Here is a 25560-nt window from a genome sequence, read left to right on the forward strand (position 1 = left end):
AGGGGTGACGCGCATCCTGGCCGCCACCGAGGTGGTCGCGGCCGTCGCCGACGGCGTGGTGCCGACCCGGCGCGACCGGCTCGGCGGCGAGCCCACCGAACCCGCCGGCGATCGCGTCCTGCTGGGAACCGCGCGCGAGCCGGGCATGTCCGCCGCAGTGGGTGGGGTACAGAAAGCCCTGGGGCTGCCCGAGGTGACGGTGCAGCGCCGCTACCGGGTCCGCACCGGGGAGCGCGATCGCGCGCCCCGGCCCGCAGGGTGTCGACGAAGCCACCCGCGGGACCGCCGACCCGCTGCTCCGCACCACGGCGAACCGGGCCGGCGACATCGTCGCCGGCCTCCAGGACGAACGGGCCCGAACCGTCCGGGCCCGACAGAGAGTTGGCATGATGGACATCACGCACCTGCGGGCCCTGACGCCCGGCTGCACCGAGACCGCCTACTTCGACAACGCGGGCTCCGGTCTGCACACCGAGAACGTCACCCGCACCGTCGTCGACCACCTGCTGCTGGAGTCCCGGATCGGCGGCTACGCCGCCGCCGACCGGGAGCACGAGCGGGTGGAGGGCGTCTACGCCTCGGTGGCCCGCCTGCTGAACGCGCGCCCCGACGAGATCGCCCTGCTGGACAGCGCCACCCGAGCCTGGGACATGGCGTTCCACGCCATCGACTTCCGGCCCGGCGACCGGATCCTCGCCTCCCGCAGCGAGTACCCGTCCAACGGCCTGGCGTTCCTCCAGGCCAAGCGGCGCCACGGCGTCGTCGTCGAGCCGATCCCCGACGACGAGCACGGGCAGGTCGACCTCGACGCGCTCGCGGAGATGCTGGCGCAGGGCGGCGTCCGGCTGGTCGCCGTCAACCACGTGCCGACCTACGACGGCCTGGTCCAGCCCGCCGCCGAGATCGGCGCACTGGCGCGCCGGGCCGGCGCCCTCTACCTGCTGGACGCCTGCCAGACGGCCGGCCAACTCCCGCTGGACGTCCGGGAACTCGGCTGCCACCTGCTGTCCGCCGCCGGCCGCAAGTTCCTCCGCGGCCCGCGCGGCACCGGCTTCCTGTACGTCGACCGGGAGGTGGTGACGCAGCTCGAACCGCCGGCGCTCGACCTGCGCTCCGCCACCTGGACGGGGCCCGACAGCTACGAGATCCGCCCCGACGCCCGCCGCTTCGAGACCTGGGAGCGCAGCGTCGCCGACCTGCTCGGCCTCGGCGCCGCCGTCGACGAGGCCCTCGACCTCGGCCTCGACCCGATCCGCGCCCGCGTCGACACCCTCGCGGAACGGCTGCGCGCCGGACTGTCGGACCTCGACGGGGTGCGGGTCCACGACCGAGGGCAGGTCCGCAGCGGCATCGTCACCTTCACCAAGGAGGGCCGCGAGGCGCAGCAACTGGTCCACGGGCTGCGGGCGTCGGGCGTGACGGTGTCGGCCTCGCAGCCGTCCAGTGCCCGGTTCGACATCCGCCCGGGGAAGCCGTCCGACGTGGTGCGGGCCTCCGCGCACTACTACAACACCGACGACGAGCTCGGCCGACTGCTCGACTGCGTCGCCCAGCTGTGACACCGGGAACGCGGGGCGGCCCGGGCCCCGTCCACCGCGCCGCCTCCCCGTGGGGCCCGCGAGGTGATCTTCCGGCTGCGCGGCACGGACCTCCCGCTGCCGGCCGGCCCGGCCGGCCCTGACGCGGGGCTGCGCCATCGTCGCACTCGGCACCGCCGAGGAACGGCGCGCGCCGCCCGGCGTCATGCCCGTCGAGGTGCGGGCCAAGGTCGGCGAGGCCGGGAACGGGGCCGTGCACGCGGCCACCCGGGCCGGGTTCGTGCTGCTCAACGCCCCCGCCGGGGCGCAGGTCGCCGAGCACGTCGCCACGCTCGCCCGCGCCCCACCGGATCCGCACGAACAGGCCTGACGGCGTCTCAGCCCGCCCCGGCCGCCGCCCGCGCGGCGAGCACCGGGGCGGGCCAGGCGTACTCCAGGCCCGGCAGCCGGAACCCGGGGAAGTCCACGTCGAGCCGCTCGACGGCCTCGCCGCCGTGCCGCTCGTAGAACGCGATCGCCCGGGCGTTGCCGGCCAGCACCTCCAAGTACAGGGCGCTGCCGGGGTGCTGACGCACCGTCCAGTCGAAGGCGTGGGTCAGCAGCAGGTGCCCCACCCCGGAGCCGATCAGCCCCGCCCGGACGTGCAGGTTGTCCAGCAGCACCCGGCCGCCGGGCTCCGGCACCACGTAGGCGAACCCGGCCACGGCCGGCCCGTCCTCCACCAGCGCCAGGTACCCGCCGTCCGCGCCGTCCGCCAACCGCCGCTCCCAGAGCGCCCGCTGCTCCGCGGCGACCTCGCCGGCCAGGTGGTCGGCGGGCATCAGGCCCGCGTACGCGTGCTGCCAGCTCGCCGTGTGCAGGCGGGCGATGTCCCCGGCGTCGCGGGCGCCCCCGGTGCGAATCCTCATCGTCCGGATCGTACCGACGGCGCCCGACCCGACCGGGAGCGTCAGTTCGCGGGCCGCAGCTCGGCCATCTCGGACCAGCCGCTGCCGTCGGTCTTCACGTTGACGATCTCCGGGGTGGTGGCGACCGCGCCGGCCATCTTCGCCATGGCGTCCTTGAAGTGCGCCGAGTTGACGTGCTGCGAACCGGCCTCGTCGTCGGCGAACGCCTCCAGCAGCACGAACTGGTGCGGCACCTCCACGCTGCGCGACCACTCGAAGAACAGGTTGCCGGGCTCGGCGCGGGTGGCGGCCGTGAAGTCCGCGACCAGGTCCAGCCACTCCTCGCTGCGCTCGGGGCGGACGGTGAACTTCACCGCGATAAAGATCACAGGGGTCTCCATTCCTGCTCCGGGGACGGCGCCCCGGACATCGTTCGTGTCGGCTCCAACTCTCCCCCACCTGCGCCGTCACACCCGCACCGGGGTCAACCCCAGGGTTGACGTGTCGCCCCGCCGGGGTGTCTAGGCTGCCCTCGTGCAGATGGGCGGAAGACGGCTGCGCGTCGGTCCGACGGTGGTCGACACGCTGCTCGCGGCGGTGCTGGCGACGGTGACGGTGGTCTACTCCTGGGAGGCCTACCAGGAGCGCTACCGGTTCGAGTCCTGGCGGCCGTTCGACGCCGCCGCGGTCGCGCTCTGCCTGCTGGTGACCCTGCCGCTGGCGCTGCGCCGGCGGGCGCCGTGGACGGTGCTGCTGGTGTCCTCCGCCGGACTGCTGGTGTTCCTGGCCGCCGGGTACCAGCCCTCGATGAACCCGTGGTCCTCGCTGCTGGCCGGCTACAGCGTGCTCGTGCGCCGCCCGCGCAGGCCGGCGGCCGGTGCGGCGGCGCTGGTGGTCGGCGGCCTGTGGCTGGCGGCCGGGTTCGCGGCCCGGGTGGGCGTCGTGGTGTCGGTGGCGCAGGCCGCGCTCGGCCTGGGCGGGGTGTGGGTGTTCGCCACCGGCGTGCGGAGCCTGGGCGAGCGCAACGCCCGCCTCGCCGAGCTGACCGAGCGGTTGAGGCAGGAGCAGCAGCTGCGGGCCCGGCACGCCGTGGTCGAGGAGCGGGTCCGGATCGCCCGCGAGCTGCACGACGTGGTCGCCCACCACCTGTCCGCGCTGGCCGTGCAGGCCGGCCTGGCCGGGTACGTGTTCGACTCCGATCCGGCGGCCGCGAAGGCCGCGCTGGCCTCGATCGGCGCGACCAGCCGGGAGGCGCTGGAGGAGATGCGCGGCCTGCTCCGGGTGCTGCGGGTCGCCCCGGACGTCGAGGAGGACGGGCCCTACCTGCCCGCGCCCGGCCTGGACCGCCTGGACGAGCTGGTCGACCGCTCCCGCGCCGCCGGGCTGGACGTCCGGGTCGCCGTCACCGGCCGGCCGCGCCCGCTCGCCCCGGGCGCCGACCTGTGCGCGTTCCGGGTCGTCCAGGAGGCGCTGACCAACGTGCTCAAGCACGCCGGCGCGGCCGCCCGGGTCACCGTCGCCCTGCACTACGGGGCGGACCGGCTGGAGGCCGAGGTCGGCGACGACGGCGCGGGCGGCGGTCCCGGCCCCAACTGCCCGGCGGGGGGCTCGGTTTGATCGGGATGCGTGAACGCGTCAAACTCTACGGCGGGTCGGTGGACGCCGGCCCTCGGCCGCACGGGGGGTTCGCGGTGGTGTTCTCGCTCCCGGTCCCGGCGGCCGACGCGTAGGGGCGGCGCCGGGCCGCCCCGCCGGCATGGGGGAGACGGCGCGGGTGACGACCGTTCTGATCGTGGACGACCAGGTGCTGATCCGGGCCGGGCTGGCCGCCCTGGTGCGGGCCGCGCCCGGACTGGAGGTGGCCGGCGAGGCCGCCACCGGCGAGGAGGCCGTCGAACTGGCCGCCCGCCACCGCCCGGACGTGGTGCTGATGGACATCCGGCTGCCCGGCATCAGCGGCATCGCCGCGCTCGAACGGATCCTCGCCGATGCCGCCGAACCCAGGCCCAAGGTCGTCATGCTGACCGTCTTCGACCTGGACAGCTACGTCTTCGCGGCGCTGAAGGCCGGCGCCAGCGGCTTCCTGCTCAAGGACACCCCGCCCGAACGGCTGCTCGCCGCCGTGGAGTTGATCGCCGCCGGCGAGATGCTGTTCGCGCCCAGCGTCACCCGCCGGCTGGTGGAGACCTTCGCCGCCCGCGCCGACCCGGACCGCCACCGCACCACCGGCCTGGAGGCGCTCACCGACCGGGAGACCGACGTCCTGCACCTGGTCGGCCAGGGCCTCACCAACGAGGAGGTGGCCGGCCGGCTGGTGGTCACCGTCGCCACCGTCAAGACCCACCTGAACCGGGTGATGTCCAAACTCGGCCTGGCCAGCCGGGCGCAGGCCGTGGTGGTCGCCTACGAGAGCGGCCTGGTGACGCCCGGCAGCCGCGACCGCACCGGCTAGCCGGGCCCGCCGGACGCTCCAACCAGCGCCGTAGCCGGACCAGCAGAGTCAACCCCTGGTTTGACGACCCGTCACGAAGCCCGTGGCTACACTCCCCGGACCGGGCGGCCGGTTGCACACGCACCGTGCCGCCGGGCGGACCGACGAAGAGGGCAACGGGGGCATGACGAACAACAGCGGCGCGGACGGCGACATCGGCTGGGCGGGACCGGCGGGCGCACCGCCCGGGTGGGGCCGCCGCCCCCGCCGAACCCCTACGCGCAGCCCGCCGGGCCGGCCCCGGCCGTCCCGCCGGCGCCGCCGGCCGCACCGGTACCGCCCGGGCCGCCGGGGGCGGCCCCGGGCCCGTACAGCCCGGCTGGGGCAGCCGCCCGGTCCGGCGCCCGCGCGGCGGGGAGGGGCCCGGCCGCGGCGGTGGCCGTGCTCGCGGTCGTCGTGGTGCTGGCCCTGCTCGGCGCCGGCGGCTGGTGGTTCCTCCAGCGTGGCGACGGCCCGTCCGCCGCGGGCGGCGAGCGGCTGCCGGGCAACGCGCTGAGCCGGCAGTGGGAGCAGTCCGAGAAGCGGACCATGGTCACCGGCACCAAGCGCACCGGCCTGCCCGGCCTGTGGTCCACCAGCCAGACCGTGGTGTACGGCGATGGCGGCGGGGTGCGCGGCTACGACCCGGCGACCGGCATGCAGAAGTGGACGCTGAAGCCGCCGGAGCACGTCGGCCAGCCCTGCGCGATGTCCTGGCGGGCGACCGCGAACGGGACGGGCGCGGTCGCGTACGACGCGGGCGGCGGCGACTGCTCGGTGATCGCCTCGGTCGACACCAACACCGGCACCGTGCTCTGGTCGAAGAACCTGGCGGGCAACGCCCGGAGCAACGACCCGGTCCTCACCGTCAACGACAACATGATCACCGCGGACCTCGGCCAGGGCACCCTGGCCCGCTTCGACGCCCGCCTGGGCACCCCCAAGTCGCTGCCCAGGCCGGCCCCGCACAGCGGCGACTGCACCAAGGGGTACGCGCTCGGCGACTACCACGGCGTGATGACCAGCGACTGCCCCGGCGAGGGCGTCACGGTCTTCTCCCAACTGGACGACAAGGGCGGCAACAAGACCTACCCCGGCAACGGCCGCTCCGCGCAGGCGGTGCTCGGCGAGGAGCCGCTGACCGTGCTGTTCGACAGCGACTCCGGGCCCGCGGCGATCCAGACCTTCGGCACCGACGGCCCCGGCCCGACCGTCGAACTCACCGGCGAACTCGAGAAGTTCAACTTCAGCGGCCGGTACCGGGCGGTCGTCGGCAAGCACGTCCTGATCGCCGAGTACGAGCAGACCGACGGCTTCGGCGCGCTCGACCTGACCACCGGCAAACTGCTCTGGCGCACCCCGTACGGCTCGCACTTCCGGCTGGTCGGCGAGGACCACGGCAAGGTGCTGTTCGTCACCGACGGCGCCGACAAGGCGGTCGCCCCGCACCAGGACCTGGTGGCCTACGACCTGGCCTCCGGTCAGCGGACCACGGTCGGCGCACTGGCCCGCCCGGACGGGCGCAGCCCCGGCATCGCCTCCTCCTGCGAGGTCGCCGGCGAGAGCGGCCGCCTGTTCACCGCCTGCGAGCCGCCCGACCTGTCCGGCAGCTTCGCCGTGGACTCCTACAGCACCACCCTCTGACGCGCCGTCATCCGGCCGCCGCCGCGGAGTCGCCCCGGTCCTGGCCGGTGACCGGCCGGGACTTCTTCTCCCCGGGCAGCTCGGCCTCGATGCGCTCCTTGCGGACCTCGCCGGTGACGGTCCGCTGCTCGACGTGCTCCTCGGTGACCAGCCGCACCCGCTCGACCGGCACGGCCTCGGTGCGCACCACCGGGCGCTCCCCGTGCAGGACGACGTCGTACTCGGCCTCCGAGATCGCCTCGCCGGACATCGCCGCGCCGCGGTTCGCCTCGGTGATCGGCTCGCGCTCGACGTGGACCTCCTCGTGCCGGACCGGCACCGTCTGCCGCTCCTCCTCGGTGACCACGTACTTGCGCAGCCGCGCGTGCCCGGTCTCGTACCGCTCGACGCCGACGTGCATCCGCTCCTCGGAGCGGGTCATCGCCTCGTCCTGCGCCGCCCGGGCGTCCGTCCGGCCACCCGCCCGGGCGCCGGTCGCGCCGGAGGTCGCCTTCGAACGGCCGCCCAGTGCGCCGCCGGACGCCGCGGCGCCGGCCGTCGCACCGCCGGTGGCGGCAAGCCCGGTGCCCGCCAGGCCGGTTGTGCCCGTCCCGGTGGCGGTGGCGGGGCGGGTGCCGCTCGTGCTCGTGCCGCTGGTGCTGGTGCTGCTCGTGCTCGTGCCGCCGGTGCCGCCGGTCGGGGTCCGGCCGGTGCCGGGTTTCGCCGTCGCCGCGCCCGCGACTCCGGCCGCGCCCGCCGCGCCCGCCGCGCCGGCCTTGCCGGTGCCGGACGTGCCCGCGCTGCCGCTGTCGCGGTGGGCCCAACCGCCTTCGCCGGGCTGGTTGGCGGCCTTCCAGGCGTCGTCCCAGGCGATGCCGTAGTGGCTGTAGAGTCGCCGCTCCTCGGCCTCGGAGAGGTGTCCGCCGCGGTCCACGTCCACGTTCGGGGCGGCCTTGACCTTGGACTTCGCGAACGGGACCTGGAGGTGGTCGTCGACGACCTGTGCGTCATGGATCGGCACGAAGGACTCGCTGGTTCCGAACCAGCCGGTCTTGATGCTGACCCACTCCGGTCTGCCGGTGGCGTCGTCGAGGAAGAGGTGGTCCGCCTTGCCGATCTTGTTGCCCTCGGCGTCGTGGACGGGATGGTGCAGCATGGAACGGATCTGTCGCTCGGTGATCATGAATTCACGCCTCCTTCACGCTGCGGCACCAGGGCGCATGACCGACCCGCGCGCAGGCCAAACGTCCGAAGGCCGAACGTCGGGAGCGCCCCGGTCGGCGCGCACGGCGGAGGGGAGCCGCCGCGGTGGCGACTCCCCTCCGGTGGGGCCCGGGGGCTACCAGGTGAGGTTGTACTTGCCGAGGTCGGTGTTGGAGATGTGCACCGCGCCGGTCAGGCCCTGGTACGCGCCGGTGCCGCCGGTGATGACGCCGTCGAAGCTGATCGGGTAGGTCGCGGTCAGCGGGTCCTGGATCGGGACGACGGCGGAGAAGGTGACCTGGTCGCCGGTCACGAAGGCCAGGTCGACGGTACAGAAGGCGGTGATCGCGTTGAGGCTGAGCTTGTCCTTGTCGCACATGTCGTAGGCGGTGCCGATGCCGGTGCCGGCCGCGTTCGTCATGGTGGCGGTGCCGCCGAAGCCCGCGCCGACGGCGGTGGCCGCCCCGGCCTCGGAGTTGGTGCCGCTGAAGTCGAGGTTCAGGGTGGGCGGCGTGGCGGCCCGGTGGGTCTCGGTGGTGGACGCGCCGGCCAGCGCGGGAACTCCGGCGACGACGGCGGCGCCGATGGCGAGTGCGACGAGCCCCTTGGCGGTACGAGACATGGATTCCTCCGGTTCGGGTCCGGGCCGAGCGCCCGGACGCGGGGCCCACACCACCACAAATCGGACAGTCGGGGCGGCCCGTGCTCACGGTCCGTACTGAAGGTTTGAGATGCCGCACTCCCCGTCAGGACCCGTGCCCGGCAAGGGATGCACGGCCATCGGGCGTTTCCCGGCGGCGGTCCGGAATCACCCGTTCGCATTCGCATCAACCCGGTGGCGCCCGGATCCGCTGACACAGCGTCAACGGCGCCGGATATCTGCCGAACGGGAGATGGCAGCCGGCCCGCGATCCGGGAGGCTCGGCCCCGTGACCGACCGAGCCGCCCGGAGGAACCGGTGACCCGACGCCCGCACCCGAAGACCGCCCTGCCCGCCCTCGCCCTCGCGGTGACCGCCCTGCTGCCGCTGACCGGCTGCGCCGACGCCTCCGGGGCCGAGCCCGAGGAGAAGACCTTCGCGTTCACCGGCACCGCCCTGGACGTCAAGGCGCACGGCAACCCCGCCGACCTGATCCCCGCCGACCGCACCGACGTCAAGGTCACCCGCTGGTTCGACACCGGCGCACAGGTCGGCAGCAAGAAGCTCAGCTGGAGCCTGGAGAACGGCACCCTCGACCTGCACGCCGGCTGCTCCGGACTGGCCGACTGCGAAGCCAGGTTCCGCATCGAAGTGCCCCGCAACGTCGCCGTCACCCGAGACGGCCGCCCCACCGACCTCAAGGGCTGAGCCAGCCCGACCCGGAGACCCACCCATGACCGACCTGACCATCGAACTCGACGGCATCGCCAAGGAGTACCGGGGCGGCAAACGCGCCCTCGACGGACTCACCCTGAGCCTCGCCCCCGGCCTGACCGGACTGCTCGGCCCCAACGGCGCCGGCAAGTCCTCGCTGATGCGGATCCTCGCCACCGTCACCCGCCCCACCCGCGGCAGCTACCGCTACCGGGGCGCCGACGCGCTCGACCGGCCCGACCGGGTGCGCCGCGAACTCGGCTACCTCCCGCAGGACTTCGGTGTCTACCCGAACCTGACGGCACGGGAGTTCCTGACCTACCTGGCCGCCGCCAAGGGCCTCTCCGCCCGCTCCGCCCGGGCCCGGACCGACCAGCTGATCGAACTGGTCAACCTGACCGAGGCCGTCCGCCGCCCGCTGCGCGGCTACTCCGGCGGCATGCTCCGCCGGGTCGGCATCGCCCAGGCGCTGCTCGCCGACCCGCGGGTCCTGGTGGTCGACGAGCCGACCGCCGGACTCGACCCGGAGGAACGCGTCCGGCTGCGCAACCTGCTCGGCGAACTCGCCGCCGACCGCATCGTGCTGCTCTCCACCCACATCGTCTCCGACGTCGAAGCGGCCGCCGCCGACCTCGCCGTCCTCGCCCACGGCCGGCTGCTCCGCCGCGGCACCCCCGAGCAGTTGCTGCGCGAACTCGACGGCCGGGTCTGGGAGACCGTGGTCGACCCGGCCCTGGTGCCCGGGCTCCAGGCCCGCCACCTGGTCGGCCGGGCCGTGCGCACCGGCGACGGCGTCCGGCTGCGCGTCCTGGCCGGGCACCCGCCCACCCCGGACGCGGTGCCCGCCGCACCGGACCTGGAGGACGCCTACCTGGCCGCCGTGCACGGCGCGCCCGCCCGGCAGGAGGCGCTGCGGTGACCGGCTCCTCCCTCCTCCGGCTGGCCGCCGGGGACTTCCGCGACCGGGTCCGCCGGCCGGTCTACGCGGTGACGCTGCTCGCCGCCGTCGCCCTCGGCTACCTCGCGGTGCCCGCCGCCGACAGCCGCTGGGTGATCATCGACGTCGGCGGCAACCGGGGCGTCTACAACAGCGCCTGGGTCGGCGCGGCGACCGCGCTCGCCGGGGCGCTGTGGCTCACCGTCGGCGGATTCTGGGTGGTGCGCGGCGGCATCGCCCGGGACGCCGCGGGCCGGGTCGGCGAGATCCTGGCCGCCACCCCGCTGCGCACCGGCGGCTACCTGGCCGCGAAGTTCCTCGCCAACCTGCTGGTGCTCGGCTCGATGCTGGGCGTGCTGGCCGGCACCGCACTGGTGCTGCAACTCGTCCGCGGCGAGGACCGGTCGGTCGACCCGCTCGCCCTGCTCGGCCCGTTCGTGGTGCTGGCCCTGCCGATGGTCGCGCTGACCGCCGCGGCCGCCGTGCTGTTCGAGACGGTGCCGCCGCTGCGGGCCGGGTTCGGCAACGCGGTCTGGTTCGTGGTGTCGCTGGCGGTCGTGCTCGGCGGGCAGTCCGCGAACGCCCCGCTCGGCGGACTCGGCGTGCACCAGCTCACGCAGTCCCTGTCCGAGGCCCTGCAACGGCAGCAACTCGTCGCCGGGGAGAGCGAGTTCAGCCTCGGCCTGACCCAGGTCCCGCAGCCGCTGCACGCCTTCGCCTGGGACGGCGCGCAGTTCACCGGCGGCTTCCTGCTGGCCCGGGTGGCGCTGGTGCTGTTCGCGGCGGTGCTCGCGGTGCTGCCCGCGCTGTGGTTCGGCCGCTTCGACCCGGCCCGCAACCCCGGCCGCGCCGTCCCCGAGCCCGCCGCGGCCGGGCCGGACGCCGAACTCGCGCCCGCGGCAGCCTCGTTCGGGCGGATGCCGCACACCCCGCCGGTCCGGTCCGGGGCGTTCGGCCGGCTGCTGGCCGGGCAGACCCGGATCCTGCTGCAGGGCGTGCGGTGGCCCTGGTGGGCCGTCACCGCAGTGACGGGCGCGGCCTCGCTCGCCGCCCCGCTGCCGGTCACCACCGGGCTGCTGCTGCCCGCGCTGTGGCTGTGGCCGGTGCTGATCTGGTCCCGGCTGGGCACCCAGCAGGTCGAGAACGGCCTGGAGGAACTGCTCGCCGCTCACCCCGCGCCCCGGCTGCGGCTGCTCGCCGACTGGGCGTCAGGTGTGCTGCTGGCGGCGGCGACCGGGCTCGGACCGCTGGTGCGGATGCTCGTCGCCGGCGACACCGCCGGGGCCGGGCACTGGCTCGCCGGGGCGCTGTTCGTCCCGGCGCTGGCCCTCGGGCTCGGCGCGGTGGCCCGCAGCCACCGGCCGTTCCAGGCGCTGTACCCGCCGCTCTGGTACCTGCTGGTCAACCAGGTCGCGCCGGTCGACTTCATGGGCGCCGTCCGCACCGCCGCCGGCCGCCCGGACGGCCCGGCCCGCTGCTGGTCGCCGCCGTCGCGGCGGTCCTGCTCGGGGCGGCGTTCCTGACCGGCGCGGCCCGACGCGACGTCAAGCGGTAGCGCGGCGGCGGCCGGCGGCCGCGCGGGCGTCAGGTGGCGGCGGCGCTGCTGGACGTCAGGTGCGCGTACACCACCGTGTTGGACTCGTAGCCGTTCTTCTTGTCGTAGCGGCCGCCGCAGGTGATCACCCGCAGCTCGGCCCGGCCGGTCGTCGAGTACACCTCCTCCGACGGGAACGCCGCCTTCGGGTAGGAGCGCACCGAGTCGATGGTGAAGGTGGCGACCTGCCGGTCCTCCCGGGTGACCGCGATGGTCAGGCCGGGGCGCAGCAGGCCGAGCCGGTACAGCACGCCCGGGCCGCTGCGGTCGTCGACGTGGCCGACCACCACGGCGGTGCCGTCCGCGCCGGGCGGGGTGCCGTCCCGGTACCAGCCGACCAGGTTCGGCCGGTCGGCCGGCGGGGTGTCCAGCGCGCCCTTGGCGTCCAGGCCGAGGTCGGTGAACGCGGCGTCCACCGAGATCGACGGGATGCGCAGCCGGCGCGGCTCGGACGGGGCGAGCGCGGGCGAGTCCGGCGCCAGCGAGACGGTGCGCGAGGGTGCGGACGGGGCCCCGGCGGGCGGCGGCGGCTCGGCGCTCGACAGGCCGTCGTTCACCAGCCAGCCGCCGCACAGCACCGCCACGGCCGTGGCGCCGACCACCAGCGGGTCGGCGCCACGGAACCGCCGGCGGCCGGGGGTCCGCCGACGCGCGGTCAACGCCGGGAGCGGCGAAGCCGGCGTGCCACCAGCCACCCGGCACCGGCGAGCAGGGCCCCGCCGACGGCGATCTCCGCCGGGTTCAGCCCGTGCGAGGAGCCGCCCGCACCGGCCGCGACGCCGCCGACCGGCAGGTGCGCGGGCCGCTCGTGCGGGGCGGCCTGCGGGCCGCCGGGGCGCCGGTGCCGCAGTCGACCGTGAAGGAGCGCTGCTTGGCCGGCGCGGTCGCGCCGACGAAGTTCCAGACCAGCTTGTAACTGCCGTTCGGCAGCGACAGGTTGTTGGTGTGGCCGAGGCCGCCGGCCAGCGTGATGCTGCCGGTCAGCACCTTGGCGGAGCCGGTCGGCGGCTGCTGGTCGACCTCCCAGGACACCAGCTGCGCGGTCTCGAAGTTGAACGCGTCCAGGTAGAACTTGCAGACCTTCGACTCGTCCCGGGTGTCGTTGAACGGGACGTTCGCACTGTGGATCCGCACGATGCCGTTGTCGCCGGGCACGGCGACGGCCGGCGCCGCCGACATCGCGAGCGGCAGCGCCGCGGCACCGACGAGGACTGTGGCGCGCAGGGCAAGCAGGCGTCGCCCGGCCAGGGTTGAGGCCATGGGGGAACTCCGGAGGGGTGGACGGGAGCTGCCGGCACCGCGCCGACACCCCACGAGGTTCACCGGGCCGCCGCCGACCCGCCGCCACAACACTCCGCACCGGTACGACGTTTCGTCCCAACGGTCGAGCCGCCCCCACTCCGACGGCCCGTCAGGACCGGGCCCGCCGGGGCGCGCCGGCTCAGGCGCTCAGGTAGCGGAGCACGGCCAGCACCCGGCGGTGGCCGTCGGTGTCGGCGGGCAGGTCGAGCTTGGCGAAGATGTTGCCGATGTGCTTGTTGACGGCGGCGTCGCTGACGAACAGCTCGGCCGCCACGTTGGCGTTCGAGCGGCCCTGGGCCATCAGCGCGAGCACCTCCCGCTCGCGGGCGCTCAGCCGCTCCAGCGGATCCTGCCGCAGCCGGACCAGCTGCTGCACCACCTCCGGGTCGACCACGGTGCCGCCGGCCGCGACCCGGTCGAGCGAGTCCATGAAGTCCGCGACCGCGCCGACCCGCTCCTTCAGCAGGTAGCCGACCGCGCGCCCCCGGTCGGAGTCCAGCAGCCGCACTGCGTACGACTGCTCGACGTACTGGCTGAGCACCACCACCGGCAGGCCCGGGTGCTCACGGCGCAGCTCGACGGCCGCGCGCAGCCCGTCGTCCGCGTTGGACGGCGGCATCCGGACATCGGTGACGACCAGGTCCGGCAGCTCCGCGCGGGCGGCCGTCAGCAGGGCCGACGCGTCGCCGACCGCGGCCGTGACCGCGTGGCCGAACCGCTGCAGCAGGCCCACCAGACCCTCCCGGAGCAGTACGGCGTCCTCGGCGACGATCACCCGAAGCGGCACGGAACCTCCACGTGGAGCAGGGTCGGGCCGCCCGGCGGGCTGGACACCCGCAGGCGGCCCTCGACGGCGGTCAGTCGGTCGGCCAGGCCGGTCAGCCCACTGCCGCGGGCCGGATCGGCGCCGCCGCGCCCGTCGTCCGTGATCTCCAGGACGAACAGGTCGGCGCGCTGCCGGCCGTGCACGGCGGCGGTGCGCGCGCCGCTGTGCCGGGCGATGTTGGTCAGCGCCTCGGCGATCAGGTAGTACAGGTGCAGCTCCAGCTGCCGGGGCAGCCGGGCCGGCAGGTCGAGGTCCACCGCGACCGGCAGCGGGAAGCGGCTGGCCTGCTCGCGGACCGCCGCCGCCAGCCCGTGATCGGCCAGCACCGGCGGGTTCAGCCCCCGGATCAGGCTCCGCAACTCCTCGTGCGCGGATCCGAGTTGACGCTGCGCCCGGGCCAGGTCGGCGCGCAGCGGGGAGCCCTCCGGCAGGTCCAGCTCCAGCAGGCCGAGGGTCATGCCGAGCGAGATCAGGTGCTGCTGGGCGCCGTCGTGCAGGTCGCGCTCGATCCGGACCCGTTCGGCGTCGAACGCGTCGATCAGCCGCGACCGGGACGCCCGCACCTCGCGCAGCGCCGCGCCCAGCTCCTGGTCCCGCGGCGCGAGCAGCACCCGCACCAGCGCGGCCCGGGCGCCCGCCCAGGACGTCACCGTGTACGGCGAAGCCAGCAGCACCAGCGCGCCGAACACCGTCCACGGCCAGGTGGCGCCGTCCGTCGACGCGAAGCACAGGGCGGGCAGCGCGAACGAGAACGCCAGCACCAGCAGGTCCAGCCACCACAGGGCCGCCGCCGACAGCAGTGCGAAACCCAGCTCCCGCCACGTCGCCTGCTCGGTCAGCCGGGTCGCCGCCCAGGCCCGCAGCCCCGGGCCGTCCGGCGCGCGGTGCGGATCCGGCGCCGGATCGACGTCCACCAGCCGCAGCCGCCACCGCTCCAGCCGGGCCAGCGCCGTCGCCGACAGCACCACCCCAGCAGCGGCGCCACCCCGACCAGCACCACCAGCAGCACCACCCCGGCGACCAGCCCCGCCGCGAGCACCGCGACCGCGGCCGCCCCCACCAGCACCCCGCTCGCCAGGTACGCCGCCGAGCGCCAGGGCCACCCCGAACCGAGGAAGGCCACCGGGCGCTGGGCCATCGCCTGCCAAGCCGTTCGAGGACGCATCCCGGCGACTCTAGCGCCCGTCCCCGCCGCGCGCGGTAGTGCCCGCACTACCTCCGAAGTGGTACCCGGCCCCGTGCCCGGAGCCCGGACGGACCGCTGGAATCGACCCCATGACGACCACTCAGCCCCCGGGCCCGCCCGGCCCGCCGACCTCGCCCGGCCCGATCGCGCCGGTGCGCCTGCACGCCGTCCGCAAGGTGCACGGCACCGGCGAGAACGCCGTGACCGCGCTCGACGGCATCACCCACGACTTCCCGTCCGGCACCCTCACCGCGATCATGGGCCCGTCCGGCTCCGGCAAGTCCACCCTGCTGCACTGCGCGGCCGGCCTCGACCGGCCCACCTCCGGCCGCGTCGAACTCGCCGGGCACGACCTCACGACACTGGACGAGGTGCGGTTGACGAAGCTGCGGCGCGACCGGATCGGCTTCGTGTTCCAGGCGTTCAACCTGGTCGAATCACTGACTGCCGCCCAGAACGTCGAACTGCCCGCCCGGTTCGCCCGCCGCCGGCTGCCCGCCGCGCAGGTCACCGCCGCACTCGACGCGGTCGGCCTCGCCGACCGCGCCCGCCACCGCCCCGGCCAGCTCTCCGGCGGCCAACAGCAGCGCGTCGCCCTCGCCCGAGCCCTGGCCACCCGCCCCGCCGTCCTCTTCGCCGACGAACCCACCGGCGCCCTCGACACCACGACCGGCCGCCACGTCCTCCACCTCCTCCGCACCCTGGTCGACCAGCACGGCCGCACCACCGTCATGGTCACCCACGACCCCGCCGCCGCAGCCGTCGCCGACACCGTCCTCCTCCTCAAGGACGGCCGCCTCACCGAATCCCTCACCCTCCACCCCGGCCGCCTCGCCGCCAACACGGCCACGATCGCGGGCCGGATGGCACAACTGGAGGTGGCGTGATGCCGCGCGCCACCGAACCGCGCTGCGGCCGCGCGCAGTTCACGGGACCCTCCACCACGGACCGGCCCGCCGTCGGCGACACGGTCCGTCAGTCGCCTCGCGCCATGCGCGCCCGGTTGCTGCGCTGCGCCGACGTGCCTGGCCGGGGCGGGAGTTGGCGCGGTGGTCAGGTGGCCGTTGTTCGTGGGCGCCTCGGCGGACTGCGCCTCGCTCTGCTGGCGGCATCGCCCGCAGCCAAGGAGAACCTCGTGCTCGGCGTGACCCGGCCGGAGGTGGCGCGATGATGCTGATCCTTGCCGAACTGCGCAGCCGGTGGGCGGGATTCCTCGCGGCCTTCCTGGCCGTGCTGGTCGGGACCGGGCTGATCACGGCCGCGCTCACCGTGCGGAACTCGGCCGCCCCCGCGGTGCAGTCGCGGTTGGCGGGGGCTGCCGCCGTGGTGGTGCCGCCCCGGGCGGTCGACCCCGACGGCAGCCCGGCGGACCGGGTTCCGTGGAGCGAGGAGGAGACGGCCGGGCTGCTGGCCGCGCTCCGGGACGAGCCGGGGATCGCGGGGGCGGTGGTCGACCGGGCGTTCTACGCGCAGGCGTTCCGGGACGGCCGTCCGGTGCCCGACCAGGGGGCCGCCGAGGCCGGGCACGGCTGGTCCGCTTCGGCGCTCGCGCCGTACCGGCTGGTCGACGGGCGGGCGCCGGCCGCCAGCGACGAGGTCGTGATCGCTGCGGCGCTCGGCGTGCCCACCGGAAGCCGACTGGCCGTCAACCTGACGGCCGGGCGGGCGGAGTTCACCGTCACCGGCACCCTCGACGGCCCCGGCTACTGGTTCGAGGACCGTATCGCGGCCGCCCGCGCCCCCGGCGTCCGGGCGATCGCCCTGCTCGCCGCCCCGGCACCGGGCCCGCCCGGGCGGCCGCCGCCGCGCGCACCGTCACCGGCGGTCGCGCCGAGGTGCTCACCGGTGCCGCCCGGGCCGCGCTCCAGCCCCGGTACCTGGAGCACAAGCGCTTCCTCGCCGACCAACTGCTCGCCGCCGTCGCCGCGTTGGCGCTGTTCACCACCGCCTTCGTGGTGGCCGCCACGCTCGCCCTGCACACCGGGCTGCGCCGCCGCGACCTGGGACTGCTGCGGCTGATCGGCGCCGGTCCCGGCCGGATCCGCCGGATGCTGCTCGGCGAGGCCGTCGCCGTCGCCCTGCTCGGTTCCGCCGCCGGCGGCCTGCTCGGTCTCGCCGCCGCACCCCTCCTCGGCCGCCTGCTGCTCGACCTGGACGCCGCCCCGCCCGACCTGACGATCCGTGACGAAGCAGGGGCGCCGCTGCTCGCCGCGGCCGTCGGCGTCGCGGTGAGCGCATTGGCCGCGTGGGCGTCCGGCCGGACCGCCGCCCGGGTCGCCCCGCTGGACGCCCTGCTGGAGAGCCGCGACGGCGGGCGGGCGACCGGCCGCCTCCGGACCGGCTTCGGCCTCGCCGCGCTGCTCGCCGGCGCGGGCGCCGCCGTGGCCACCGCGACCGCCACCGCCGACGACCGGGTCGCCGCCGCGATCACCGCCACCGCCGCGCTGATCACCGCCGCCGCGCTGCTCGCCCCGGCCCTGGTCGGCCCGCTGGCCCGGGCCGTCACCGGACCGCTGCTGCGGCTGCGCCCCGCCTGGCCGCTGCTGCTGCGCGGCGAGCTGACGGTCTCGGCCCGCCGCGCCGCCGCGGTGGCCGCGCCGGTGATCGCCGCCGTCGGCTTCGCGGTGCTGCTCAGCGGCACCGTGCAGACCATGCGGGCCGCGTACCCGGCCGGCCAGGCGCTGAAGCTCGCCGGGCAGCGCATCGTCACGAACGACGGCACCCCCGGCACCACGGACGAGGCGGTCGCCGCCAACCCCGTCGGCAAGGCGGCGCTGCCGGTCCGGGCGTTCGTCCGGGCCGCGGGCGGCGCGACCACCGCCGTCGACGTCCTCGGCTCCCGCGACCCCGGGTGGGACCGGCCCGACCGAGCGGTCCTCGGCCGGAGCCTCGCCGAGCGGCTCGGCGTCACCGCCGGGCAGCAGTGCGCGGTGCGGTTCGCGGACGGCGTCACCGTTCCGGTGCGGATCGCCGAGGTGCTGCCGGACGATCCGGCGCGCGGCGCGTTCGTGATGTCCCGCGCGCAGGTGCGGGCGCACGACCCGGCCGCGCTGAACGACGACATCTTCGTCCCCGCCGGAGCCCCGGCCACCGCCGTCCCCGGCACGGCCGTCCACGACGCGCTGCGCTACGCCCTGGACGACTACGCCACCGACGCCCGCCTGACGGACGCGCTCGCCGCGCTGCTGATCGCCGTCGCCACCGGCTACGGCGCGCTCGCCGCGGCGAACGGCGCGGCCGCCGCGACCTCGCCGTCCTCGGCACCGTCGGCGCGACCCGCCGCCAACTGCTCGGCCTGGCCGCCCGCGAGAGCGCCCTGACGGTCGGCCTCGGCGCGGCGCTCGGCATCCTGGTGGCCCTGCCCGCCCTGGCCGCCACCGCCTCCGGCCTCTCCCAGGCAACGGGCGCACCCCTCGGCCCCCACCTGCACCTGCCCACTCTCGCCGCGGCCGTCCTCGGCTCGCTCACGCTGACGGTGGCGGCGAGCACCGTCACGACCTGGCGCACCCGGAGCCGGAAGTGACGTGCGGTCAGCGTCGGGCGTCGGTCCGTGTCCCGGGAGTGACGTGCCGGGCAGCCTCGCCCGCCTGCCGACTCCGGCAGCGGCCGTCGTCCGCAGGCCGGTCGCGCGGACGGCCCGCCGCGTGGCGCACGCTCGGCCGTCGGTGACGTGCCGTCGGTGACGTGCCGCCGGTGGGAGGCCTCGGTTCGTGTCCGGGGGCGACGTGCGGGCCGGCCTGGCGGTCCGCGTGGCGGGCTCGCCGGGGCGGGTGACGTGTCGTCAGCTGCCCGTTCGCTCCGGGCGGCGGCGGGGCGCAGGCGGGCCGGGCGGAGGCGTTCGCCGCGGGCGAGGCGGCGGAGGCCGGCGTAGCGGGAGAAGCGTTCGCGGTTGGCGACGGAGGCCCGGTCGAGTTCCTCCATCAGGCGGCGGCTGCGGTGTTCGAGGTCGAGCTCGTCGAGGATGCGGTCGACCTCGGCGAGCAGGGAGCCGTGCAGCTGCCAGGCCTGCGGGTCCTCCTGGACGCGGCGCAGCAGCAGTTGGGCGACGTTCTCGCGGCAGGTCCAGGCGGCGGCGAGCTCGGAGGTGAGGCGCTGTTCGGCCTCCTCCGCGTTGCGGCTGACCTGGGTGGTGACCAGCACCGCGAAGCTCACCAGCGCGCCGCCGATGTGCGCGAACAGTTCCTCCAGGGCGACCGCGACGTCCGGCCGGAACAGCTGCTCGCCGGGGGCGCGGCGCTTGGCGAGGTCGGTGAGCGAGCGGGCGATCACCCGGATCACCACGACGCAGATCTCCAGCGTGTCCAGGCCGGTGCGCAGCACCAGGCGGGACAGCAGGCCCTCGCTGATCCGCGGGTTGAGCCGCAGGCTGTCCTCGGCCTGCCGCAGCGCGCCGTCCACTTCGGCGATCGCCTGGTCCAGCCGGCGCGCCTCGTGCAGGCGCTCGGCGGCCCGCTCGACCGGGACGGGGCGGCCCAGCTCCTCGGCGAGGTCGAGCAGCAGGTGGCGGGCGCGGCGGGCCAGGTCCTCGATCTTCTCCCCGGCGGTGTCGACCCACACCGGCGGCGCGAACACCAGGTTGAACAGCAGGCCGACGGCGGCGCCGATGAGGGTCTCCAGCACCCGGTCCCAGGCCTGCGTGGTGACCTGCGAGACGCCGAGGATCAGCATCGCGCTGATCGCCACCTCCTGGACGAACTCGTCCACCCGCACGAAGCGGCCGACCGTCAGCGAGGCCAGGATGATCAGGCCCAGGCTCCACCAGGACAGGCCGACCACGGTCGAGAAGCCGATCGCGATCAGCACCCCGACGACCACCGAGTTGACCCGTCGCACGCTGGTCTTCAGCGTCGAGTAGACCGTCACCTGCACCACCAGCAGCGCCGTCAGCGGCGCGGTCAGCGGCACCGGTTCACGACTCAGCCAGGTCGCCACCACGTACGCCAGCGTCGCCGCCACCGTGGCCCGGACCGACTGCACCACGAACGGTTCCCTGGCACCGCGACGCACCACCGCCGCCACCGACTCCGGAACAAAGCGCATGCCGCCCTTCTATCCCCCCGGCGGACCGCTCACACGCTGACACTCCCGGAGCGTGTGAGCGGCGGTCACAGGATGAACGCCTGTCTGGTTGGGTTCCCGGGGGCTGCCGAGGATGGCGGCATCGGACCTCCCACATCCCCCGCGCGCGGCCGACGGCGTCCGCGGTCCGAGGACGCGCCGCGTGCCGACACACCGGACGAGGTGGTGGTCGCCGTGAGCGACGTGTCCGACCTTCCGCAGATCTCCGAGCAGCAGCCGGCCCCACCGGGCGGTGAGGCGTTCCGGCGCCGGCGGTACGCCGGGGTGTTCGCGCTGCTGTTCCTGTTCGGGACGGAGACCTTCCTGGTCTCCCCGCTGCTGCCGACCATCGCCGGCTCGATCCACGTCAGCGAGGCCGCTGCGGCGTCCACCGTCACCGCGTACGTCCTGGTGTACGCGGTGTGCGCGCCGTTCCTCGGCCTGGTCAGCGACCGGTTCGGCCGGCGGCGGACGCTGCTGGTCGGGACGGCGCTGTTCGTGCTCTCCAACGCCGCCGCCGCGCTGTCCACGGACCTCGCCCTGCTGGTCGCCTCCCGCGCGCTGGCCGGTCTCGCCGCCGCGGCGGCCGGCCCCGCGATCTGGGCGCACATCGCCGAGACCGCCCCCGACGCGGTCCGCGGCCGCGCCCTCGGGCTCGGCATGGCGCTGTTCTCCACCGGCCAGGTCATCGGCGTCCCGCTCGGCGGACTGCTGGCCGGCGCGGCCGGCTGGCGCGCCGCGTTCTGGGCGCTCACCGTCGGCACCGCCGCCGCCGTCCCGCTGCTGCTCCGTCAGGTCGCGCCCGCCGCAGCCGCTCCCGCCGCCGCGGGCGACGGCGCGATCCGCGCGATCCTGGCCGGCTGGCGGGATCCGGCGCTGCGGCGCGCCCTGCTCGTCAACACCGTCTTCAACGCGGCGAACCTGGGCGCGTACACCTTCCTCGGCGCGGTGCTCGGCGAGCGCTTCGACCTGTCCGTGCAGGCCCTCGGCCTGGTCGGCGTGCTGGTCGGCGCGGGCAGCGTGGCCGGCTCGCTGCTCGGCGGCCGGCTCGGCGACAAGGCCCGCGCGGCGGGCCGCGCCCCCGCCCTGCTGCCGGTCTGGGCGCTGCTGCTCGCCGCCGGCATCGCGCTGGCCGTGGCCGGCCCCGGCCTGGTCCTCTCGCTGCTCGGCGTGCTGCTCTGGTTCACCGCCTCCGGCGCCTTCGTGACGGATCAGCAGACCCTGGCCGGTACCGTCGCCCCGGCGCACCGCGCCACCTCCAGCGCCTGGCTCACCTCCACGATGTACGCGGGCACCGGCCTCGGCGCCTGGGCCGTCGGCGCGTTCGGCGACGTCACCGACGGCTCGCTGATCGTCGGCGTCGCGCTCGCCCTGATCGCCGCGGGCGGGGCACTGGGGGTGCGGGTGCGCAACCGGTGAACGCTCCACCAGGGGGCGGGCGGGGACACCCCCGGCCCGCCCGCCGGCTCACCGGCGCTCAGTGATGCGTCGTCACCTTGTAGACCACGAAGCCCACGGAGCCGACCAGCAGCACCAGCCCCGCGAGCAGCAGGGCCAGGGTCAGGACGCCGGTGACCCGCGCTCCGAGACGGGTCCAGAACTCCGCCCGGCGGCCCTCGGGCGTGTCGGTCCGCCAGGCCGGCGGAAGGTCGATCCGCCGCTCCGCGAGCTCCGCCGCCGCCCGCCGGACGTCCCCCGGGTGGTAGCGGTAGAAGACCGGCGCCGCCCCGTAGGTGCCCCGGCTCTCCCCGCCGATCGCGCGGACGCGGATCCCGGCGCGACGGGCCGCCTGCGGCAGCACCTCCGTGCGCACCGGCCACAGCGCGGCCACCTCACCGCCGGTCAGCCACGGCTCCGCCGCGGGCTCCGGCTCCGCTGCTCCCGGACCGGGTCCGTGCGACATGCACCCCACCCCCTCGATGCGGCCGGGCCCCAGTACACACCGCCCGGGCCCGGTGCCGCCAGAGCGCGCGCCCCGGCGGCCCGCGCGCCCGGCAGGATCCGGAGGAGAGGGCCTACGCCGTCGCCCGCAGCGGACGCTTCGTCAGGTCCGTCATGCGGGCGACGTCCGTTCCCGTCCGCGGGGTGAACAGCAGTACCAGCGCCGAGGGGTCGTCGACCGGGTGGAAGGAGCTGAGGGTCAGCCGGACCGGCCCGACCGCCGGGGGCTCGACCAGGACCTCGCGGGCGGTGAGTTCGGCGACGGTGTGGCAGCCCCACCAGTGCCGCAGGTCGGGGGCGTCCGCTTCGAGGCGGCGGTAGAGCTCGTCGGTGCGCGGGTCGGCGATGGCGGGGCCGGCCTGGGCGCGGAAGTGCTGGAAGACGTTCATGGCGAGCGGCTCCCAGTCGTGCAGGACGCTGCGCAGGTGGCGGTCGACGGCCATCAGCCACATCAGGTTGCGGCGGTCGGCGGGAACGGTCTCGGGCGAGCCCCACAGCGCCGTCCAGGCCGCGTTCCAGGCGAGCAGGTCGAAGTGCCGGTCGAGCAGCACGGCAGGGCTGGCGGGCCAGGAGTCGAGGACGGGGCGGACGGCGTCGGCGAGCCGCTCGGCGGTGCGGTCGAAGGGGACGGGCTCGTGGTAGCCGGCCAGCCGCATGGCGTGCCGCAGGCCGGCCGCGTCCAGGCGCAGCGCGCGCGCCACCGCCTCCAGGACCTGCCGGGAGGCGGTGACGCGGCCCTGTTCGAGCCAGGTGTACCAGGCGAGGCCGACGCCGGAGAGCGAAGCGACCTCCTCGCGGCGCAGCCCGGGGGTGCGCCGCCGCGCGGTGGCGGTGAGTCCGACGTCGGCGGGCTGGAGGCGTTCGCGGTGGGCGCGCAGGAAGGCGCCGAGCTCCTGACTGACGGCGGGGGTGGACACGGCTGGCTCCTCGTCGCGGGCGGCTGCGGGTCGTCGCGCACCCACCCTAGGCGCGTGACGGGCGGTTTCCGGTTTCTGAAACAAACTCCTCACGTGCCGTCAATTCCCAGAGCCGCACGGGCATGTGGCTGACGTGCCCGCGTTCCTCCTGGCGCCGCAGGGCGGCGGCGCCGACGGCCCGGTAGAAGTCGGCGCGGCGCTCGGCGGGCAGCACCCGCGCGTAGTAGTCGCCGAAGGTCGCCGCGTGGAAGTGCTCGTACTGCGCGGCCGACTCGACGGTGACGACCGCGTCGCGTTCGGCGTGGCCGGCGACGCGCAGGTGCGGGGCGAGGACGGCGAGCAGCTCGTCGACGGTGCGGGTGCGGGTGGCGATCGGCAGCACGCCGTGCGCGGCGAGCAGCGCGGGGACGTCCTCGGCGGGGGTGCCGAGCGCGGAGAGCGCGTCGCGCACCAACTCGTCCTCGCCGCCCAGGCCGTGGGCGTCCCGGGCGGGGTGGTAGGTGGTGAGCAGGAAGCGCCCGCCGGGGGCGAGGTGGGCGGCGACCCAGGCGAAGATCCGGTCCTCGTCGGGGTACAGCCAGTGCAGCACCGAGGTCTGGGTGATCACCTGGGCGCGGTACGGGAGCTGCTCGGGCGCGGTGAGGTCGGCGGCGTGCAGCACGGCGCGTTCGCCGTACGGGGCGAGCCGCTGCGCGGCCTCGGCGATCCGGTGCTCGGAGCGTTCCAGGCCGACGGCCAGCCGCAGCGAGGGGAAGCGCAGCAGCGCGCTCTCCAGCAGCTGGCCGATGCCGCTGCCCAGGTCGACGAGCGTCTCGGGACTGCCGGTGACGCGGTCCAGCACCCAGTCCCGGTCGTGGACTTGGCGCAGCCGGCTGGCGTCGGCGTACCCGGCGAGGGTGCGGGCCTGGATCTCGACGGCGGACGGGCTCACGCGCGGGCCTCCTGAACGCTGGTGGCGGGGTCGAGCAGGGCGAGCAGCCGGGCCCTGGTCGCGGACTGGTCGTAGCGGTGGAAGACGTTGATGCGGTTGCGGGCGAGGTCGCCGCGGTGGACGTACTCGTACAGGTCCTGGCGCTGGCCGAAGCCGTCCCCGGTCAGCTCCCAGGCCAGCCTGAACAGCCGGGACTTGAGCTCCACGTCGGTCTCCCGGCCGCGCATGTACCGCTCCAGGTGCGGGCGCAGCCGGGGGTTGGCGAGGTCGCCGGGGGAGGGCTGCATCAGCAGGCCGGACGCGCCGATCCGCCGGACGATGTCGACGGCGTCGCCCGCGACCTCGGCGGACCAGACCCGGGAGGCGAAGGTGTCGCCGGGCGCGAACAGGCCCGCGTCGGTGAGCGCGCCGCGGTTCTCCGCCGCGTCGAGGAAGTACTCGGTGAGCTCGGCGTACCCGGCGAGCCGGCCCAGGTCCTCCTGGATGTTGCGGAACTGGCTGACGCCGATGGACTCGGCGAGCAGGGTGGCGGTGGCCAGCAGCGTGCGCAGGCGCTCCCGGTAGCGGATGTGGCCGACGTAGGCGCTCCAGGCGTTGATCCGGGCCAGGCCGCGGCGGGCCAGGCCGGCGTCGCGCAGCAGGAACACCCGGTCCCACGGCACCAGGACGTCGTCGAAGAACAGCATCGCGTCCTGCTCGTCGTAGCGGGCGCCGAGCGGGTGGCCGTGCCCCCAGGCGGCGGTGCCGAGCGGCTCGCGGGCCAGCGTGATCAGACCCGGGGTGTTCAGCGGCAGCGCGAACCAGACCACGAACTGCTCGGCCCGGCCCTGGGTGAACGACGCCGACAGGTAGACCAGCACCTCGTGCGCCAGCGGCGCCAGCGTGGTCAACTGCTTGGCGCCGCGCACCACGATGCCGTGCTCGTTCTCCGACAGCACGCGCAGCGCCAGGTCGGGATCGTCCAGCGGGTTCGCCGAGCGGTCGATCTGCGGGTCGCCCAGCGCGTGCGACAGCACCAGGTCGTTCTGCGCGCAATGCCGGTACCAGGCCTCGGCGTTGGCCCCGAACCGGGGATCGGCGGAGGCCAGCTGGTGGCGGAAGTCGTGCACGCCGACGGCGATCGAGGCCATGAACGCGGGGGAGCGGCCCTGCTGGCCGAGCGCCTCGGCGTGCCAGAACTCGGCGCTGCGCCGCTGGACGCGCAACTCCTCCAGGGTGGTGGGCGGTTGGTAGGCGCGGGCCAGGCGCAGGCCGGTGTCCGGGTCCTTGAAGGTGAGCAACTCGCGGTGCTCGGGCAGGTGCTGGAGGTCCAGCAGGCGGCCGAGCTCCTCGGCGGCGGGCCGGAACGCGGGGTGCTCGGCCGGGTTGGGGACGCGCTGCCCGTCGAGGTACAGCTCGCGTCCGTCGTCGAGTTCGGCCAGGTAGCGGGCGCCGGTGAGCAGCCCGCGCGGGTCCGGGGACAGCAGGGTCATGCGCCAACTCCTCTGAGTGGTACGTCGGTTGACTGGAGTTCGGGGCCGAGCCGGCGGTACCGGGCGGCGTGGTGGAGCAGCGGGAGGCCCGGGCCCTCGCCGACCGCGAGGGCCGCGCCGACCAGCAGCAGGTGGTCGCCGGCCGGGAGTTCGGCGTGCAGCCGGGCGTCGAACCAGGCCGGCGCGCCGGCCAGGACGGGCGAGCCGGTCGGCGCGGCGAGCACCGGCAGGTCGGCGAACCCGCCCGGGCCCGGCCCGCGCCCGGCAGCGCGAACCGGCGGGCCAGCTCCGCCTGGTGCTCGCCCAGCACCGACACGGCGA

The 25560-nt window shown here is 75.7% G+C and carries 27 protein-coding genes and 2 pseudogenes; 14 read left to right on the forward strand and 15 right to left on the reverse strand.

Annotated elements, in window-relative coordinates:
* The coding region (locus tag KCH_RS43500; RefSeq protein ID WP_035867605.1) for a hypothetical protein at positions 1 to 328 on the reverse strand (328 nt) is incomplete at its 3' end.
* A 58-nt stretch (positions 329 to 386) separates the two neighbouring features.
* Here KCH_RS43500 and KCH_RS28245 point away from each other — a divergent pair.
* Together KCH_RS28245 and KCH_RS41700 are read left to right on the forward strand one after the other, a co-directional pair.
* Positions 387 to 1559 carry an aminotransferase class V-fold PLP-dependent enzyme gene (locus KCH_RS28245; protein WP_208865989.1) on the forward strand — a complete coding sequence of 391 codons (1173 nt, stop codon included), beginning with the start codon at positions 387 to 389 and terminating at the stop codon, positions 1557 to 1559.
* Between the two features lie 184 nt (positions 1560 to 1743).
* On the forward strand, positions 1744 to 1908 hold the full coding sequence (locus KCH_RS41700; protein WP_157032213.1) for a hypothetical protein: 165 nt from the start codon (positions 1744 to 1746) through the stop codon (positions 1906 to 1908).
* 7 nt (positions 1909 to 1915) lie between these two features.
* On the opposite strand, the gene KCH_RS28250 is transcribed toward KCH_RS41700, so the two are convergent.
* Entirely contained in the window at positions 1916 to 2446 is a 531-nt protein-coding gene (locus KCH_RS28250; RefSeq protein ID WP_035867607.1) for a GNAT family N-acetyltransferase, read from the reverse strand.
* 41 nt (positions 2447 to 2487) lie between these two features.
* Positions 2488 to 2814, reverse strand: coding sequence for a putative quinol monooxygenase (locus KCH_RS28255; protein WP_035867610.1), 327 nt, complete (start codon positions 2812 to 2814; stop codon positions 2488 to 2490).
* Positions 2815 to 2965: 151 nt separating this feature from the next.
* Between KCH_RS28255 and KCH_RS28260 the strand changes: the two genes are divergently transcribed.
* The 3 genes from KCH_RS28260 to KCH_RS28270 all read left to right on the forward strand — a co-directional run bounded on the left by KCH_RS28260 (position 2966) and on the right by KCH_RS28270 (position 6539).
* Positions 2966 to 4042, forward strand: a complete 1077-nt coding sequence (locus tag KCH_RS28260; protein WP_244305467.1) for a sensor histidine kinase — start codon at positions 2966 to 2968, stop codon at positions 4040 to 4042.
* Positions 4043 to 4181: 139 nt separating this feature from the next.
* The gene (locus KCH_RS28265; protein ID WP_084223966.1) at positions 4182 to 4877 is read left to right on the forward strand and encodes a response regulator; all 696 of its coding nucleotides are present in this window, start codon (positions 4182 to 4184) and stop codon (positions 4875 to 4877) included.
* A 420-nt stretch (positions 4878 to 5297) separates the two neighbouring features.
* Positions 5298 to 6539 carry an outer membrane protein assembly factor BamB family protein gene (locus KCH_RS28270; RefSeq protein ID WP_157032214.1) on the forward strand — a complete coding sequence of 414 codons (1242 nt, stop codon included), beginning with the start codon at positions 5298 to 5300 and terminating at the stop codon, positions 6537 to 6539.
* 7 nt (positions 6540 to 6546) lie between these two features.
* Here the strand turns inward: KCH_RS28270 and KCH_RS28275 are convergent, their stop codons facing one another.
* Together KCH_RS28275 and KCH_RS28280 are read right to left on the reverse strand one after the other, a co-directional pair.
* Positions 6547 to 7701 (reverse strand): PRC and DUF2382 domain-containing protein, encoded by a 1155-nt coding sequence (locus tag KCH_RS28275; protein ID WP_035867615.1) that lies wholly within the window; start codon positions 7699 to 7701, stop codon positions 6547 to 6549.
* Between the two features lie 156 nt (positions 7702 to 7857).
* Positions 7858 to 8343: a hypothetical protein gene (locus tag KCH_RS28280; RefSeq protein WP_035867617.1), complete on the reverse strand. Its 486-nt coding sequence runs from the start codon at positions 8341 to 8343 to the stop codon at positions 7858 to 7860.
* A gap of 336 nt (positions 8344 to 8679) precedes the next feature.
* Between KCH_RS28280 and KCH_RS28285 the strand changes: the two genes are divergently transcribed.
* Genes KCH_RS28285 through KCH_RS28295 form a run of 3 tightly spaced genes read left to right on the forward strand, consistent with a single transcriptional unit; the run spans position 8680 to position 11535 of the window.
* Entirely contained in the window at positions 8680 to 9069 is a 390-nt protein-coding gene (locus KCH_RS28285; RefSeq protein WP_035867619.1) for a hypothetical protein, read from the forward strand.
* A gap of 25 nt (positions 9070 to 9094) precedes the next feature.
* Positions 9095 to 9994, forward strand: coding sequence for an ATP-binding cassette domain-containing protein (locus tag KCH_RS28290; RefSeq protein WP_035867620.1), 900 nt, complete (start codon positions 9095 to 9097; stop codon positions 9992 to 9994).
* Entirely contained in the window at positions 9991 to 11535 is a 1545-nt protein-coding gene (locus KCH_RS28295; protein ID WP_341865421.1) for a hypothetical protein, read from the forward strand. The genes KCH_RS28290 and KCH_RS28295 overlap by 4 nt, the downstream gene beginning before the upstream one ends.
* Before the next feature lie 61 nt (positions 11536 to 11596).
* Here KCH_RS28295 and KCH_RS28300 read toward each other — a convergent pair whose 3' ends face one another.
* The 4 genes and pseudogenes from KCH_RS28300 to KCH_RS28315 all read right to left on the reverse strand — a co-directional run bounded on the left by KCH_RS28300 (position 11597) and on the right by KCH_RS28315 (position 14899).
* Positions 11597 to 12265 carry a class F sortase gene (locus KCH_RS28300; RefSeq protein ID WP_244305468.1) on the reverse strand — a complete coding sequence of 223 codons (669 nt, stop codon included), beginning with the start codon at positions 12263 to 12265 and terminating at the stop codon, positions 11597 to 11599.
* Positions 12266 to 12347: 82 nt separating this feature from the next.
* Positions 12348 to 12866: a hypothetical protein gene (locus KCH_RS28305; protein ID WP_051653539.1), complete on the reverse strand. Its 519-nt coding sequence runs from the start codon at positions 12864 to 12866 to the stop codon at positions 12348 to 12350.
* A gap of 181 nt (positions 12867 to 13047) precedes the next feature.
* Entirely contained in the window at positions 13048 to 13695 is a 648-nt protein-coding gene (locus KCH_RS28310) for a response regulator (RefSeq protein WP_035867623.1), read from the reverse strand.
* Positions 13680 to 14899, reverse strand: a pseudogene (locus KCH_RS28315) (sensor histidine kinase). Before KCH_RS28315 ends, KCH_RS28310 begins: the two are co-directional and overlap by 16 nt.
* Positions 14900 to 15009: 110 nt before the next feature.
* Between KCH_RS28315 and KCH_RS28320 the strand changes: the two are divergent.
* From KCH_RS28320 to KCH_RS47405, 5 genes are read left to right on the forward strand one after another with little or no spacing between them, the layout of a single operon-like run.
* Entirely contained in the window at positions 15010 to 15807 is a 798-nt protein-coding gene (locus KCH_RS28320) for an ABC transporter ATP-binding protein (RefSeq protein WP_051653540.1), read from the forward strand.
* Positions 15807 to 16091 (forward strand): hypothetical protein, encoded by a 285-nt coding sequence (locus KCH_RS41705; protein ID WP_157032215.1) that lies wholly within the window; start codon positions 15807 to 15809, stop codon positions 16089 to 16091. Before KCH_RS28320 ends, KCH_RS41705 begins: the two co-directional genes overlap by 1 nt.
* Positions 16088 to 16939, forward strand: coding sequence for a hypothetical protein (locus KCH_RS45110; protein ID WP_244305747.1), 852 nt, complete (start codon positions 16088 to 16090; stop codon positions 16937 to 16939). Before KCH_RS41705 ends, KCH_RS45110 begins: the two co-directional genes overlap by 4 nt.
* On the forward strand, positions 16876 to 18240 hold the full coding sequence (locus tag KCH_RS43505) for an FtsX-like permease family protein (RefSeq protein ID WP_341865490.1): 1365 nt from the start codon (positions 16876 to 16878) through the stop codon (positions 18238 to 18240). Before KCH_RS45110 ends, KCH_RS43505 begins: the two co-directional genes overlap by 64 nt.
* Positions 18216 to 18443: a hypothetical protein gene (locus KCH_RS47405; RefSeq protein ID WP_425268919.1), complete on the forward strand. Its 228-nt coding sequence runs from the start codon at positions 18216 to 18218 to the stop codon at positions 18441 to 18443. The genes KCH_RS43505 and KCH_RS47405 overlap by 25 nt, the downstream gene beginning before the upstream one ends.
* A gap of 290 nt (positions 18444 to 18733) precedes the next feature.
* Here KCH_RS47405 and KCH_RS40150 read toward each other — a convergent pair.
* A pseudogene (locus tag KCH_RS40150) lies at positions 18734 to 19960 on the reverse strand (FUSC family protein); the annotation flags it as partial.
* A 213-nt stretch (positions 19961 to 20173) separates the two neighbouring features.
* Here KCH_RS40150 and KCH_RS28335 point away from each other — a divergent pair.
* On the forward strand, positions 20174 to 21397 hold the full coding sequence (locus tag KCH_RS28335; protein WP_167574135.1) for an MFS transporter: 1224 nt from the start codon (positions 20174 to 20176) through the stop codon (positions 21395 to 21397).
* Between the two features lie 58 nt (positions 21398 to 21455).
* On the opposite strand, the gene KCH_RS28340 is transcribed toward KCH_RS28335, so the two are convergent.
* From KCH_RS28340 to KCH_RS47410, 5 genes are all read right to left on the reverse strand, one after another.
* Positions 21456 to 21881, reverse strand: a complete 426-nt coding sequence (locus KCH_RS28340; RefSeq protein WP_035867626.1) for a hypothetical protein — start codon at positions 21879 to 21881, stop codon at positions 21456 to 21458.
* 112 nt (positions 21882 to 21993) lie between these two features.
* On the reverse strand, positions 21994 to 22836 hold the full coding sequence (locus KCH_RS28345) for a helix-turn-helix domain-containing protein (protein WP_063750193.1): 843 nt from the start codon (positions 22834 to 22836) through the stop codon (positions 21994 to 21996).
* A 46-nt stretch (positions 22837 to 22882) separates the two neighbouring features.
* Entirely contained in the window at positions 22883 to 23767 is an 885-nt protein-coding gene (locus KCH_RS43515) for a class I SAM-dependent methyltransferase (RefSeq protein WP_051653542.1), read from the reverse strand.
* The gene (locus KCH_RS28355; protein ID WP_035867629.1) at positions 23764 to 25239 is read right to left on the reverse strand and encodes a 4-hydroxyphenylacetate 3-hydroxylase N-terminal domain-containing protein; all 1476 of its coding nucleotides are present in this window, start codon (positions 25237 to 25239) and stop codon (positions 23764 to 23766) included. Before KCH_RS28355 ends, KCH_RS43515 begins: the two co-directional genes overlap by 4 nt.
* Positions 25236 to 25463 carry a flavin reductase family protein gene (locus KCH_RS47410; RefSeq protein WP_167574137.1) on the reverse strand — a complete coding sequence of 76 codons (228 nt, stop codon included), beginning with the start codon at positions 25461 to 25463 and terminating at the stop codon, positions 25236 to 25238. Before KCH_RS47410 ends, KCH_RS28355 begins: the two co-directional genes overlap by 4 nt.
* Between the last annotated feature and the right edge of the window lie 97 nt (positions 25464 to 25560).

This window comes from Kitasatospora cheerisanensis KCTC 2395, assembly GCF_000696185.1.
Lineage (GTDB): Bacteria > Actinomycetota > Actinomycetes > Streptomycetales > Streptomycetaceae > Kitasatospora > Kitasatospora cheerisanensis.

Bases quoted from the DNA above. Each gene is read 5' to 3' on its own strand.
- KCH_RS28245 (WP_208865989.1), top strand. From the start codon at position 387: ATGATGGACATCACGCACCTGCGGGCCCTGACGCCCGGCTGCACCGAG.
- KCH_RS41700 (WP_157032213.1), top strand. From the start codon at position 1,744: ATGCCCGTCGAGGTGCGGGCCAAGGTCGGCGAGGCCGGGAACGGGGCC.
- KCH_RS28250 (WP_035867607.1), bottom strand. From the start codon at position 2,446: ATGAGGATTCGCACCGGGGGCGCCCGCGACGCCGGGGACATCGCCCGC.
- KCH_RS28260 (WP_244305467.1), top strand. From the start codon at position 2,966: ATGGGCGGAAGACGGCTGCGCGTCGGTCCGACGGTGGTCGACACGCTG.
- KCH_RS28265 (WP_084223966.1), top strand. From the start codon at position 4,182: ATGGGGGAGACGGCGCGGGTGACGACCGTTCTGATCGTGGACGACCAG.
- KCH_RS28275 (WP_035867615.1), bottom strand. From the start codon at position 7,701: ATGATCACCGAGCGACAGATCCGTTCCATGCTGCACCATCCCGTCCAC.
- KCH_RS28280 (WP_035867617.1), bottom strand. From the start codon at position 8,343: ATGTCTCGTACCGCCAAGGGGCTCGTCGCACTCGCCATCGGCGCCGCC.
- KCH_RS28290 (WP_035867620.1), top strand. From the start codon at position 9,095: ATGACCGACCTGACCATCGAACTCGACGGCATCGCCAAGGAGTACCGG.
- KCH_RS28305 (WP_051653539.1), bottom strand. From the start codon at position 12,866: ATGGCCTCAACCCTGGCCGGGCGACGCCTGCTTGCCCTGCGCGCCACA.
- KCH_RS28320 (WP_051653540.1), top strand. From the start codon at position 15,010: ATGACGACCACTCAGCCCCCGGGCCCGCCCGGCCCGCCGACCTCGCCC.
- KCH_RS41705 (WP_157032215.1), top strand. From the start codon at position 15,807: ATGCCGCGCGCCACCGAACCGCGCTGCGGCCGCGCGCAGTTCACGGGA.
- KCH_RS45110 (WP_244305747.1), top strand. From the start codon at position 16,088: ATGATGCTGATCCTTGCCGAACTGCGCAGCCGGTGGGCGGGATTCCTC.
- KCH_RS28340 (WP_035867626.1), bottom strand. From the start codon at position 21,881: ATGTCGCACGGACCCGGTCCGGGAGCAGCGGAGCCGGAGCCCGCGGCG.
- KCH_RS28355 (WP_035867629.1), bottom strand. From the start codon at position 25,239: ATGACCCTGCTGTCCCCGGACCCGCGCGGGCTGCTCACCGGCGCCCGC.